This window comes from Populibacterium corticicola (assembly GCF_042683685.1).
Lineage (GTDB): Bacteria > Actinomycetota > Actinomycetes > Actinomycetales > Cellulomonadaceae > Timonella > Timonella corticicola.
In genome coordinates, this window is record NZ_JBHUOP010000004.1 from 324,458 (window position 1) to 337,836 (window position 13,379).

Here is a 13,379-nt window from a genome sequence, read left to right on the forward strand (position 1 = left end):
AGAACTATGCCTGAAGGCCACACCGTCCACCGCCTTGCGCGCACTTTTGACCATCTGTTTCGCGGCGAAGCTGTGAGCGTGACCAGCCCGCAGGGACGGTTCGCCGATGGTGCGGCATTGCTGAACGGCAGCCCGCTGTTGCGCGCTGAAGCGTTCGGTAAGCAAATGTTCTTGGGCTTTGGACCAGATCCGGCTGCGACACGTGAGGTTCCGGACGAGGACCTGAATTGGTTGCGTGTCCACCTTGGACTGTATGGCTCATGGACGTTCGCGGGAGATGGCTCAGTGAGTACGGTGCATGCGATCGGCGCACCGCGCAAGAGGATCGGGGAACAAGAGCGGGTGCTCGATGCTGCAGTGCTCGCCCCGGGAACCGTAGCCGTGCACAGGTCCAACACAGCCGAATCCGTTGAATGGATCGTTCCGGACCCTCGCGGCCAAGTGAGGGCGCGAATCCTCGGCCAACACGCCGTTGCCGACCTGACCGGACCAACCGCCTGCGAGGTGCTGAACTTCCCAGAGATGCGCCGTGCCGCTGCCAAGCTCGGTCCGGACCCGTTACGATCCGATGCGGACCCACAACGGTTTATAGATCAGGTTCGTCGCAGCCGGATAGCGGTCGGTCAACAACTGATGAACCAATCCGTCATCGCTGGTGTTGGTAACATCTATCGCGCTGAGGCGCTCTTCCGAGCGCATGTCGACCCCTATCTGCCCGGAAACCTGGTACCGGAAGAGACTCTACGCGCGATGTGGGATGACCTGGTTGTCCTCATGGAGTATGGGGTCAAAACCGGCGCTATCGTTACAACCGAGCCAGAAGATCGCGATAAGGGCATGGATCCGGCCGCACTCGCCGAAGCCAGTGGACGTAGGGCCGTCACCCGTCAAAACACGGATGGCGACCCTGACGCTGTGCCTCGGGATCGGTCGTTCTACGTGTATCACCGGCACGGACAACCCTGCAGGATCTGTGGAACCACAGTCTCTATCGCTGATATGCAGGCCCGTAAGCTCTATTGGTGCCCGACCTGCCAGAACTAGATCCGTTCGAACTGGACCAGCAGACCGGGCAGCGTGCACGTGGGGACATGGCTCGTCGAACTCTGAGTTAGAACACCCACGAACTCATCGGGGCGTGCGGCCAACCAAATGCCGTCGATGCTGTGGCAAGCGCACGCGGGTTCACTGCGCGTACGAGGCCCGCCGAGGCCAGTGAGCTGAGCGATGTCCCGCCCAGATACACTGCACCAAGGTCACGAATGTCGAGGGTAATATCCGGTGTCTCATCGGTGCGCTCAACGATCGGTGTCCGCGAACCACTTGGCCCGTCGAAAGCGGACGCGATGAGTTTCCATCGTCCTGCGTTTGATTCGATCAGGGTGTCGGTCACCTCCAACACAACCTCGACATCGCACGCGTATTGACGACCTTCGAGGGCGGCCTTGAGATCGATGATTCGCGCCCACACGTTGTCGACGTGATGCATCGTGATGGATCGGTTGTTTTCGAGGCGGGTAACGATTGGATCGTCGATTGGCAGCATGAACGAATCGGTGTATCCGGTCAGGTCGAATTCGGTGATCACGGACCACAGTTTCCAGGACGCGGCTGGGTCGAGAGCAACAACCTCGCTGGTCATGACATGGCCGTTGGGGCCGGTGTTTTCCCAGTTCAATTCGCGATGGAATTTGGTGTATCCAACGGGCTCGCCGTCACGCAGGATCAGGACGATCCGGGTTGCCTCCCGAGTGTTGGGTGGCGGGGTCACGGTGTGCAGGCGGGTGCGTAGCTCGTCGGTTTCGCGGGTGGCCCAGCCGGGTCGGTTGAGCCCGGTGCCGTTCACGTTGTGTCCGGCGCGCACGTGCAGGTCTTCGATGATGGGTATGTGTTGGTCGGGGTTGAAGAGTTCGATGCGGACGGTTAGTTCGTCTTCCTCACTTGCCGATGCCTCGATGAGTGGACGCTGCGCCGCGCTGCGCGGAATGCGACATCTCACGTCGTAGGAAGCGCGGCCATAACCAAAACGTCCGTAGATGCCTGGTTCCGCTGCGAACAGGACCGAGATAGCCTCGTTCCGGTCGACACAGTCCGCGAAATGCCGCTCAATGATCGATCGGAGCAGACCTTTGCGGCGATGTTGAGGGTGCACGCCAACCCAGGACAGGCCAGATGCGGGCACGGTCGCGCCCGGAACGTTGAACTGTGCGAAGGCATATGAGGTGTGAAATGCGGCGATCTGCTCGTTTGGGTCGCGTACCACCACGGAGCGTTCGTCTGGGAACGGCTGGGTCTGTTGAAGGAACGCATCGAGTGATTGTGTGCTGGGGAATGCCCACTGATCGAATTCGTAGACGTCCCTTTTGTCCTGGGGCGTCATAGTGGTCACTGTGAAGTTTTCCGGAAATGGCATGGGTTAAGATCATCAGTTTCTTGGATGGAGTGCAATTGTATTTCGCTGCCGTGCAGCACTTTGCCTTACGACGAGATGGTTGCGTTCGCCTGCAGTAGTGCGGTCACAGCACTGTGGTCGCCCTGGACCAGAATGGATGTGACGGCAGTGTCTTCCCATCGTCTTAGCCCTTCGGCGATTCGAGAGACCGGACCGACCAACGCGACATCGTCGATCAACTCAAGGGGGATCAACTCGGCCGCCTTGGCCTTGTCGCTGGGATTACCGGTCTGATACAGGGCTGCCACATCGTCGCAAATCTCGCCATAACCGAGACGTTCCACCGCTGAACGGTGGAAGTTAGCTGACTGTGCGCCCATCCCACCGATGTAGAGCGCGAAGAACGGGCGGATCGCGGCAAGGGCGTCATCGAGATTGTCGTGTGCGACTACGGGAACCGTGGCACTGACCTCGAATTGTTGAGTGGGGGAGAGGTCCTCGGCACGGCGGGCGAATCCTTCTGCGAGCAGGTCACGGAATTCTGTGTCGAGCCGTGGAGAGTAGAAGAGCGGAAGCCAACCATCGCAGATTTCGGCGGCCAAGGCGATGTTCTTTGGGCCTTCCGCAGCAAGATGAATCGGTAGATCCGTCCGTAGTGGGTGCACCGTGGACTTGAGGGCCTTACCCAACCCCGTCACGCCCTCACCCGACTCGGGAGCGAGTGGCAACTGGTAGAAGCGTCCGCGCGCCGTCACCGGTGCTTCGCGGCGGAAGGTCTGCCGCACGATGTCCACGTACTCGCGGGTCCGAGCAAGCGGGCGTGCATATGGCTGCCCATACCAGCCCTCGACCACTTGCGGGCCGGAGACGCCGAGTCCCATGATGAACCTGCCGCCGCTGAGGTGATCGAGCGTGATCGCCGCCATGGCAGCGGCGGTTGGCGTGCGAGCACTCATCTGCATAACTGCAGTTCCCAGCCGGATGTTCTTGGTCGTGGCTCCCCACCACGCGAGGGGAGTGAGCGCATCTGAGCCATAGGCCTCGGATGTCCAGAACGAATCCACCCCGGCATCGTCTGCGGCGAGGATCGCCTGCTCTATGCCTGATGGCGGTCCAGATTGCCAATAGCCTGCGTTGATGCCAATACGCATGTGCGCCCCTCATCGTTGAAGTGTTGCACCTAGTTTACGTGCGCGACCGCTCAACCAGGGTGTTGACGAGTCCTGCGGCCTCAGCGGAACGCTTCATCGTCACAACGAATCGGCGGTTCCGTGACAGTTTGAGTTCCAAGGCCTCCCCGCTGCGCAGGATGATGCCCACCGTGCCGTCGAGTGCAGTGCGGAAACCAAAACCACCAAACTGTTTCATCGCATTCACGTGGGTCGTGTCCGCCTCAATGATCTCGTGCAGCGGAACCTCGCGTTTGATGAACTTCAGGGCAGACTTGACGCTTACACCTCTGTCATCAACCCGGATATCGAACACAGCGAAACCTGCCATAAGAGCTAGAACCGTCAGTGGAACAACAAGCATAGGCACAGCCTCAAGCAGTAGAAGGGTGCCCGCCACAATGAATGTGGTGGCTCCACCGACCCACACCATCGGCCAAGAGATCTCGCGGCTCACCCAAACGCCCGACTCTGTGTCCGAGAGTCGCTGCCGAGGCGCCGTCTCGCTGGGGGTAGCGTGAACGGGAAGCGATGCGGGTTTGGGAAGCGCCCAGGCCAACAAGGCACCCAGCGCGACCCCGATGATCGCACCTAGAGCAACGTACCCGAAGTGTTCGTCGAGTTGAGATGCATCTTCAAGCCCTCGGGCCGCATACGCGGTGGAGATCGGAATGGCAGCGAACAACGCCCCTAGGAAATTATTAGTCACTACGCCGATGCGTTGGGTGCTGATGTCTTTTCCGACCCAGGCGAAGAGAACGGTCATTCCGACAAGTAGCGGACCACCGATATACACCAGCGGCCACACTAGATCCCCAAGTGTTCCAAAAGCGTCTGGCCCGTTCGACCCCCAGTGATGTGGAATCAGTGCTGGCAACTCGTCCTGCCACCGAAACGGAACGATGGCACCCAATGACAGCATCGCCAAGGGGATCACCGCAGCGAACATCCAGAATCGGATGCTGAGGTGAGTAAAGCGAGATGTGGTCATTTGAGTGCCTCCTTCACAAGGGCGAGGACGGTTTGCGAGGGGAGTTGGGCGTCTGCTGTGGCTAAGACCAACTGGTCGATTGCGCTCAGCACAGATTCCGGGACCACTTCCGAGTGAGCGGTGACAAGGGCACCCCGTCCGCGACGAAGCTCAATATGCCCCTCATCGCGGAGGATCTGATAGGCGTGCAATACGGTGTGTAGATTCACTTCGAGGGCGGCGGCCACCTGCCGTGCTGGTGGCAGTTTGTCACCGGGAACCAAATCACCGCGCGATACCGCGACACGGACCTGATGTGCGATCTGTTCAAAGATCGGTTCACTTGACACGGTGTCAACTCGAAACAGCATACTTCAATACTACTTGTTATATTTAAACCAAAACAAGTTGAGGCGATGTTTCCAGAGTAGAGTGTACAAAAACGGCTGCCCGCAGGTACGCGCAGGCAGCCGTTGAACTTCCGGTCGTTGGGTGACCGCAAGGCAGGATGTCAGATGAAGATCGCAGGGTCCTCGCAGTGGTCCACGAGCGGTGCCTCCTTCGGACGGGTGCGGATCGTTGCGGGAACTCCAACGGCAACAGCGCCAGCAGGAATGTCCTTCACGACTACCGCGTTTGCGCCGATCTGAGCATTGTCGCCAACCCAAATCGCGCCAAGCACCTTTGCCCCCGCACCGATGACAACACCGTTGCCGATGGTGGGGTGCCTTTTCCCATGAGTCATCGACCGGCCGCCAAGCGTCACACCATGGAAAAGCGTGACGTCGTCTCCCACAACCGCAGTCTCGCCGATCACGACGCCCATACCGTGATCGATGAAGATGCGACGGCCAAGAGTCGCACCAGGATGTATCTCGACTCCGGTCAACGACCTCGTGAACTGCGAAGCGATGCGCGCAAACAACTTGAACCCCGGAACGTGCCAGAGGCGGTGGTTGAACCGATGCGCCCACAGTGCATGCAACCCTGGGTAACCCAGAGCAATCTCTAGGGTGCTGCGCGCTGCAGGATCGCGCTCGCGAGCAGCGGCGAGGTCTTCCTTTAACATGCGATACGCATTCTTGAGAGAAGCCAACTCGGCAGCCTTTCCTAGAGAGTTCAGGTCATATGAGGTGTTGAAGGCTGATGCGGTGGAACAGCCAGCGAGAGTCATAACCGATCATGACGCTCTTTGATTCCAACCGAATACGGCTCTGCCGCCACGTGAGATACGCGGCGGCAGAGCCGAACCAGATTCTACTCAGTCAAGCAGGTCTGCGTAGAGAATCGAGGAGAGGTAGCGCTCACCGAACGAAGGGATGATGACGACGATGGTCTTGCCATCGTTCTCCGGGCGCTGTGCAACCTGAAGTGCCGCGTTGATCGCTGCACCGGAAGAAATACCGACCAAGAGGCCTTCTTCCTTGGCGGCGCGGCGTGCGTAATCAACGGCTGTGTCGGCGTTGACGTCAATGACCTCGTCGTAGATCTCGGTGTTCAGAATCTCAGGGACGAAGTTCGCGCCAATTCCCTGAATCTTGTGTGGACCAGGTGCGCCACCGTTCAGGATTGGGGATTCCTCAGGCTCGACGGCGATGATCTGCACCCCAGGCTTGCGCTCCTTGAGTACCTCGCCAACACCGGTGATGGTTCCACCGGTTCCAATACCGGCAACGACAATGTCAACGCCACCATCGGTGTCGTTCCAGATTTCCTCTGCAGTGGTCTTGCGGTGGATCTCAGCGTTTGCCTCGTTGGCGAACTGCTTTGCAAGGATTGCGCCCTCGCGCTCGGCGACTACCTCGTTCGCTGCGTCGACGGCACCCTTCATGCCTCCCGATCCTGGTGTGAGGATCAGTTCCGCACCGAAAGCGCGCAGCAGGGCGCGGCGTTCCTTGGACATGGTCTCTGGCATCGTGAGCACAACGTTGTATCCGCGCGCTGCGCCGACCATGGCCAGTGCGATACCGGTGTTACCCGAGGTCGCCTCAACGATCGTGCCGCCTGGCTTAAGTGCGCCGGCTGCTTCGGCAGCGTCGACGATCGCCACGCCGATGCGGTCCTTAACGGAGTTCGCTGGGTTGTAGAACTCGAGTTTCGCCAGGACGGTGGCGCCAGCGCCTTCGGTGAGCTTGTTGAGGCGAACAAGAGGAGTGTTTCCGACGACCTTAGTGACGTCCTCGTAAATGCGAGCCATGGTGCTTCCTTTGTGTTGAGCGGTTTGTTAGTGCTGGATGTGCGTGAACACGAATCGTGCGTGGGTGATACCCGGAGCTAAACCAGAAGAATCTGCGCGTTGTGATGTGTTCAACTACTGCCGATCAAACGCGAGACTACGGGCGTAGGGTCTGGAGCATTGTCGATAGGGGCAGCCCTATGTGCGGCAACGCTCTAAAGACAACAACAAGCAGGGATCAAACAAGGAGAAGACGCGAGACCTGAGACGGGAGCTGTGGCGTTACGAGCGAGCACCGCGGGTCCTTTCTGCGTCAAGAAGATGGTAGTCGCATGTGAGCGACGCGGAGTTGGCCTCCGAGTTCAGAATCTACGGCAACTTCAGCGCGCGGTCTATCCCGAATGTTTCGTCATGTGAACAGGCGTGGAGTTTGTCATCGCGGCAAACGTCCCTAACTGGCAAAAATATGCGGTTCTCTGACCGCGCGGCGTCTCAATAAATAACTTTCGATTTGTTCGCGATGTGGGACAAATCTGATGATATGAAGGTCGATAATGGCAAGATGCCGAGCCTTGGTTACCCAAGGCTCGGCATCTTGTGTTGGTCGGGGTGACAGGATTTGAACCTGCGACCTTCCGCTCCCAAAGCGGACGCGCTACCAACCTGCGCCACACCCCGGTGTGTTCCCGTGGTCGGACCAACGAACAAAGACTCTAGTGTGTCTGTCCTGCAACGGCAAATCTTAAAACTGAGTTGTTCCGGTCAGGGGGATTTGCATTGAGGCCCGAACATGCTGCTACTATTTTCTTCGTCGCAACGGTCTGACGTCGCACAGACAGATTGCCGTATCGTGACATCTACGGGACAAGATTCGTATCGCCTCGCAAGCGAGCAGGTCGGATAAGGATTTTGAATCTGCGAAGACATTCGCTAGAGTAGATGAAGTCAAGCGGGTGTAGCTTAATGGTAAAGCCTTAGTCTTCCAAACTAATGACGCGAGTTCGATTCTCGTCACCCGCTCCATTTCAGTAGGGCCGACAGTTAATAGCTGTCGGCCCTACTTGTTTTTCCAGCCACGATTACCCTGATGTGCGCCGGTATCCCTCCCGTGTCCCTATAGCCGGTAGTTCATGGCCCTGATGTTTGATGGCTGCGCATATCTTGAACCGTTCTTTGGTTTTCCTCGCGGGTCCGTGCAGCCCCTAGGCACAGATCGACCCCAAACACCACAGAACGGTTGAGGCAGGGAAGCAATTGCTCGTGCTTGGTGCCAGGATATGGCTGTGCAGTGCACTCGCAATGCTTTTCTTCCGTTGAGAGTTACCAAAAGTGCACTCGTAGTGTGTGAGAGTACGGAAAAGTGCACTCTCAGGGGAGGGACGCATCTCACGCGGTGTGAATTATGACTTACCCCCGGCTCATGACGTAGGATTCTTAGGTTAGTCTCGTCCGCCTTCTTGGGTTATGGGCGCTTGCAACGTCAAGGGATCACACCGGCTAGGTTGATGCATTGTCTATTGCGGGTCTGTGCTGTCGCGGCGGCGGGATATGAAGAGCATCGTGGGTTGCCAGGACACTTAGGCACACTGAACTTCGTTCGCGGAGTACATGTGGCAAGAAGGTCAGCGCCCAAGCACCATAAGTCGTGCCCGCATATTGCGCGGGCAAACTACCAAGTTGGAGACCATCGAAGTGAAGAGCACCGTCGAGAACCTGGACCCGACTAAGGCCAAGCTGACCGTCGAGGTGGAGTTCGACGAGCTCCAGCCAGCGATTGAGCACGCCTACGGTCACATCGCCCAGGACATCTCCGTTCCAGGCTTCCGCAAGGGCAAGGTTCCACCACGCATCATCGACCAGCGTGTTGGCAAGGCCGCTGTCCTGGAACACGCCATCAATGAAGCACTGCCAGGCTTCTACCGTGACGCAATCGCTCAGTCGGACCTGCGTCCGCTCGGCCAGCCGTCGGTTGAGGTAACCAAGGCTCCTCTCGGTGACAACGAGGGCGGCACCCTTGAGTTCGTCGTAGAGCTCGAGGTTCGCCCAGAGTTCGAACTGCCATCGTTCGAGGGTCTTTCCCTTGAGGTGTCAAACGCTGAGGTGTCCGACGAAGACGTTGCGGGTCGTCTCGACGCACTGCGTGCGCGCTTCGGCACCCTCGTCGGCGTTGACCGCCCAGCGGCTGAGGGCGACTTCGTTGTCCTCGACCTGAGCGCAAAGATCGGTGACGAGGAAGTGGACAACGTCTCGGGCGTTTCCTACGAGGTTGGCTCGGGCAACATGCTCGAAGGCCTCGATGAGGCACTGACCGGTCTGTCCGCTGGCGAGACCACCACCTTCGTCGCCCCACTCGCCGGTGGCGAGCGCGCGGGTGAAGAGGCAAACGTTACTGTGACCGCGACCTCGGTCAAGGAGCGCGAGCTTCCTGAGGCTGACGATGACTTCGCTCAGATGGCCTCGGAATTCGACACCATCGAAGAGCTCAAGGCCGACCTTGTCGAGCAGGCCAAGTCGATCTCCGTATCGAACCAGGCCGTTGCCGCACGCGACCTCCTGCTGGAAGAGCTCAACAAGATTGAGTTCGCATTGCCACAGGGTGTTATCGAGGCTGAGGTGCACCGCCACCTTGAGGGTGAAGGTCGTCTTGAGGATGATGAGCACCGTGCCGAGGTCACCGAGGACACCAACAAGGCCCTCAAGAACCAGATCCTGCTCGACACCCTCGCTGAGAAGCTCGAGGTCAAGGTCGGCCAGCAGGAACTGCTCGACTACATGATCAACGCTTCGCGTCAGTACGGCATGGACCCACAGCAGTTCATCTCCGCACTCGACCAGCAGGGCCAGATCCCAGCGATGGTCGGTGAGGTGGCTCGATCGAAGTCGCTCGCAATCGCGCTGCGCAAGGTCGAGGTCAAGGACGCTGACGGAAACGTCGTTGACCTGACCGAGTTCATCGGCTCCGATGAGGACGACGCGGCTCAGGAAGCACTCAACGCTGCAATGGCTCAGGCTTCTGAGGCTGTGGAAGAGAACTGATTTCAGTGCGTTCTAGGGCGGCACCCCCGTACGGGGTGCCGCCCTTCGCGTACCCGGCCACACCGGGAAAATACTTGCCGACGACACCCGGGGAATCGTCGTCAAGCCTGCCGAACATGGTGGTCGGCAGTGCGCCGGCTATCGCTGAGAGCGGAACCCCAGCCGATACATTGCCCCCAGTGTGCGCCTTGAGCGAAACGCCCCCGTTCTGGGAGTTTTTGCCTCTGGGTTCGCGTTAAGGTCGAGACAGCATTTACAGCGAAATTTTGATGGGAGTAAGCGTGAACGAGCACATGCCAATCGCGGCTTCGCACGAGACTGCGGGTCTCGGACTCAACGACAGTATCTACAACCGCCTCCTGCGGGAACGCATCATCTGGTTGGGCTCCGAAGTCCGTGACGAGAACGCAAACGCGATCTGCGCGCAGATGCTCCTGCTTGCGGCCGAGGACCCGGACAAGGACATCTTCCTGTACATCAACTCCCCAGGTGGCTCCATTACGGCAGGCATGGCGATCTACGACACCATGCAGTACATCAAGCCCGATGTTGCAACCGTGGCAATGGGTATGGCTGCCTCGATGGGACAGTTCCTGCTCTCATCCGGAACCCCGGGCAAGCGTTTTGCGACCCCATACGCACGCGTCATGATGCACCAGCCATCCGGTGGCATCGGTGGAACGGCAACGGACATCCGCATCAACGCCGAGCTCATCCTGCACATGAAGCGCGTCATGGCGGAGTTGACTGCGGCACAGACCGGCAAGACGGTCGAGCAGATCAACGCTGACGCCGACCGCGACCGCTGGTTCACGGCACCTGAAGCCCTTGAATACGGCTTCATCGACCACGTCATTTCGAGCGCAGACGGCCTGTCCGGCGCGACCCCATCCGCCGAAAAGAACTCGAACGAGTAGGAGACTTATCCACATGAGCACCGAATCCCAGTTCATGGCCACCGCGGCGCGTCTCGCGGGCCCACAGGTCGCTGGCGGACACGCAGGTATCGCTCCTTCGGCACGCTACGTCCTGCCACAGTATGAAGAGCGCACCGCATACGGCTTCAAGCGCCAGGATCCCTACACCAAGTTGTTCGAGGACCGCATCATCTTCCTTGGTGTGCAGGTCGATGACGCGTCCGCAGACGACGTCATGGCACAGCTTCTGGTTCTGGAGAGCCTTGAGCCCAGCCGCGACATCACCCTGTACATCAACTCACCGGGCGGCTCGTTCACCGCGATGACCGCGATCTACGACACCATGCAGTACATCACCTCCGAGGTTCAGACCGTCTGTCTCGGTCAGGCTGCATCTGCTGCATCGGTTCTACTCGCTGCGGGACAGCCGGGTAAGCGTCTTGCTCTGCCAAACTCGCGCATTCTGATCCACCAGCCACGCGTTGAGGGTGGTGCCTACGCTCAGGCATCCGACATCGAGATCCAGGCAAACGAGATTCTGCGTATGCGCACATGGCTTGAAGACACCTTGGCCGAGCACTCGGGTCAAGAGGTCGAGCGCGTCCGCAACGACATCGAACGCGACAAGATCCTCTCCGCTCACGAAGCAGTCGAGTATGGTCTTGTTGACCAGGTACTCGAGAGCCGCAAGGCGAAGGCACTTGGCCGCTGATCACTCCCGCATTTAGCGGTTGATTCCACACCACGGTGCGTCACTTAGTGAAACTGCACCAGTGGTGTGGAATATTGGTTTATAAAGCGGATCTTTGTCCGTATAGGTAAGTAGTAACGCCGACCAGGCAAGGCAAAGGAGGCACCAATGAGTCGACTAGGCGATGGTGCAGACCTGCTCAAATGCAATTTCTGCGGTAAGTCCCAGAAGCAGGTGAAGAAACTCATTGCTGGGCCCGGCGTATATATCTGCGTCGAGTGCATCGAGTTGTGCAACGAGATCATCGAGGAAGAGTTCCACGAGGCCGTGGAAGTCGGTCTTGGCGAGCTTCCCAAGCCCAAGGATATATTTGACTTCCTTGAGCAGTACATCGTGGGTCAGCAAGACGCCAAGCGTTCCCTTGCCGTCGCCGTGTACAACCACTACAAGCGCATCACGGCTTCCACCGAGCCCCGCTCCGTGGGCGCAGGCGATGATGACATTGAGATCGCGAAATCGAATATTCTGCTCATCGGCCCGACCGGATGTGGAAAGACCTATCTCGCCCAGACACTCGCAAAGATGCTGAACGTTCCATTCGCCATCGCGGATGCAACCGCTCTGACTGAGGCTGGATATGTCGGCGAGGACGTCGAGAACATCCTGCTGAAACTCATCCAGGCCGCAGACTTCGACGTCAAAAAAGCCGAGACCGGCATCATCTACATCGACGAGATCGACAAGATCGCACGCAAGGCGGAGAACCCGTCGATCACCCGTGACGTCTCCGGTGAGGGAGTGCAGCAGGCACTTCTGAAGATCATCGAGGGTACCACTGCCTCGGTTCCTCCCCAGGGTGGACGCAAGCATCCACACCAAGAGTTCCTGACCATCGACACCTCCAACGTCTTGTTCATCGTCGCCGGCGCCTTTGCCGGCCTTGAGGAGATCATCACGCAGCGCTCCGGCCGTTCGGGTATTGGCTTCGGCGCCCCGCTTGCTCTCAAGCAGGAGAACGAGAACGTCATGGCCGATGTGCGCCCCGAGGACCTGCACAAGTTCGGTCTCATTCCTGAGTTCATCGGACGTGTTCCCGTGATTTCAACCGTTGCGCCGCTCGACAATGAAGCACTCATGAACATCCTGACCACGCCGCGCAACGCGCTGCTCAAGCAATACCAGAAGATGTTCGAACTCGACGGCGTTGAGCTTGAGTTCACCGAGGATGCGGTTCAGGCGATCGCTGACCAGGCTCTACTGCGCGGAACCGGCGCACGCGGTTTGAGATCAATCCTTGAGGAAGTCCTACAGCAGGTAATGTTTGAGGTCCCATCCCGTGATGACATCGAGAAGGTAGTGATCACGCAGGAGGTTGTCTTGAACAACGTGTACCCAACACTCGTGCCCAAGAGCGTCACCAAAAAGGGCACTCCCCGAGAGAAGAGCGCATAACATTGTCTTCACCCCAGGTGCAGCCCAGCGACCCGACCGCCAACCCGGTCATCCGCCAAGAAATCCTCAACCTTCGCGGAAGTATCGACAACATTGATGCGTCGCTGATGTATCTACTCGCAGAGCGGTTCAAGTGCACTCGCCGGGTCGGCGAACTCAAGGCTCATGCAGGTATCGCAGCATCCGACCCGGAACGTGAGGCAGCCCAAATCCGGCGCTTGACCGCTATCGCCGAGGGCGCTGGGCTGGACACCGAGTTTGCCGAGAAGTTTCGTGAGTTTGTGGTCTCCGAGACGGTACGGCGACACAAGCTGATTGCGCAGGAGATGGGCGAGGCCCCACCTCTGGATACTGTCTCTTGAAGAGCTGGCCGTGAATTCTAGGTGCAGGTAACTGTTCAGTAGTTCGCATCTTCAGCGGCCAGAAGCTGATAAAGGTGTGGGGTCCCAGAGGGACCCCACACCTTTTGTCGTGCTGTCTCACGCAATTTCGCTCATGACTTGTACGTGATAGGCGACGAGGTGGGGTGGTCCCAGCGCACGTTGCGCTGGGACCACCCCACCTCGTCGGCAAGCG

12 protein-coding genes and 2 tRNA genes are annotated in these 13,379 nt (G+C 58.7%); 7 read left to right on the forward strand and 7 right to left on the reverse strand.

All coding sequences use genetic code 11. The features are described 5' to 3' along the window. Positions 1–6 precede the first annotated feature (6 nt). Positions 7–1,044, forward strand: a complete 1,038-nt coding sequence (locus ACFSYH_RS10965) for an Fpg/Nei family DNA glycosylase (protein ID WP_377466994.1) — start codon at positions 7–9, stop codon at positions 1,042–1,044. A 67-nt stretch (positions 1,045–1,111) separates the two neighbouring features. On the opposite strand, the gene ACFSYH_RS10970 is transcribed toward ACFSYH_RS10965, so the two are convergent. The 7 genes from ACFSYH_RS10970 to ACFSYH_RS11000 form a co-directional block, all read right to left on the reverse strand. Then, on the reverse strand, positions 1,112–2,413 hold the full coding sequence (locus tag ACFSYH_RS10970) for a GNAT family N-acetyltransferase (protein ID WP_377466995.1): 1,302 nt from the start codon (positions 2,411–2,413) through the stop codon (positions 1,112–1,114). Positions 2,414–2,478: 65 nt separating this feature from the next. Beyond that, positions 2,479–3,543, reverse strand: a complete 1,065-nt coding sequence (locus ACFSYH_RS10975) for an LLM class F420-dependent oxidoreductase (RefSeq protein WP_377466996.1) — start codon at positions 3,541–3,543, stop codon at positions 2,479–2,481. A 34-nt stretch (positions 3,544–3,577) separates the two neighbouring features. Further along, positions 3,578–4,552: a hypothetical protein gene (locus tag ACFSYH_RS10980; protein ID WP_377466997.1), complete on the reverse strand. Its 975-nt coding sequence runs from the start codon at positions 4,550–4,552 to the stop codon at positions 3,578–3,580. Continuing rightward, on the reverse strand, positions 4,549–4,902 hold the full coding sequence (locus ACFSYH_RS10985; protein WP_377466998.1) for a GntR family transcriptional regulator: 354 nt from the start codon (positions 4,900–4,902) through the stop codon (positions 4,549–4,551). The genes ACFSYH_RS10980 and ACFSYH_RS10985 overlap by 4 nt, the downstream gene beginning before the upstream one ends. A 140-nt stretch (positions 4,903–5,042) precedes the next feature. Further along, positions 5,043–5,600, reverse strand: a complete 558-nt coding sequence (cysE, locus tag ACFSYH_RS10990; RefSeq protein ID WP_377467190.1) for a serine O-acetyltransferase — start codon at positions 5,598–5,600, stop codon at positions 5,043–5,045. 192 nt (positions 5,601–5,792) lie between these two features. Continuing rightward, positions 5,793–6,728 (reverse strand): cysteine synthase A, encoded by a 936-nt coding sequence (gene cysK / locus ACFSYH_RS10995; protein WP_377466999.1) that lies wholly within the window; start codon positions 6,726–6,728, stop codon positions 5,793–5,795. Between the two features lie 580 nt (positions 6,729–7,308). Further along, a tRNA-Pro gene (locus ACFSYH_RS11000) sits at positions 7,309–7,385 on the reverse strand. Between the two features lie 271 nt (positions 7,386–7,656). Here ACFSYH_RS11000 and ACFSYH_RS11005 point away from each other — a divergent pair. The 6 genes from ACFSYH_RS11005 (at position 7,657) to ACFSYH_RS11030 (ending at position 13,165) form a co-directional block, all read left to right on the forward strand. Continuing rightward, positions 7,657–7,730: transfer RNA gene (locus ACFSYH_RS11005), tRNA-Gly, on the forward strand. Positions 7,731–8,399: 669 nt separating this feature from the next. Continuing rightward, on the forward strand, positions 8,400–9,743 hold the full coding sequence (tig, locus tag ACFSYH_RS11010; RefSeq protein ID WP_377467191.1) for a trigger factor: 1,344 nt from the start codon (positions 8,400–8,402) through the stop codon (positions 9,741–9,743). A 293-nt stretch (positions 9,744–10,036) separates the two neighbouring features. Further along, the gene (locus ACFSYH_RS11015) at positions 10,037–10,660 is read left to right on the forward strand and encodes an ATP-dependent Clp protease proteolytic subunit (protein WP_377467192.1); all 624 of its coding nucleotides are present in this window, start codon (positions 10,037–10,039) and stop codon (positions 10,658–10,660) included. 13 nt (positions 10,661–10,673) lie between these two features. Next, on the forward strand, positions 10,674–11,372 hold the full coding sequence (locus ACFSYH_RS11020) for an ATP-dependent Clp protease proteolytic subunit (RefSeq protein ID WP_377467000.1): 699 nt from the start codon (positions 10,674–10,676) through the stop codon (positions 11,370–11,372). A gap of 147 nt (positions 11,373–11,519) precedes the next feature. Further along, the gene (gene clpX, locus ACFSYH_RS11025) at positions 11,520–12,803 is read left to right on the forward strand and encodes an ATP-dependent Clp protease ATP-binding subunit ClpX (RefSeq protein ID WP_377467001.1); all 1,284 of its coding nucleotides are present in this window, start codon (positions 11,520–11,522) and stop codon (positions 12,801–12,803) included. 2 nt (positions 12,804–12,805) lie between these two features. After that, a complete protein-coding gene (locus ACFSYH_RS11030) occupies positions 12,806–13,165 on the forward strand; it encodes a chorismate mutase (protein ID WP_377467002.1) in 360 nt (119 codons plus the stop codon). Positions 13,166–13,379 lie beyond the last annotated feature (214 nt).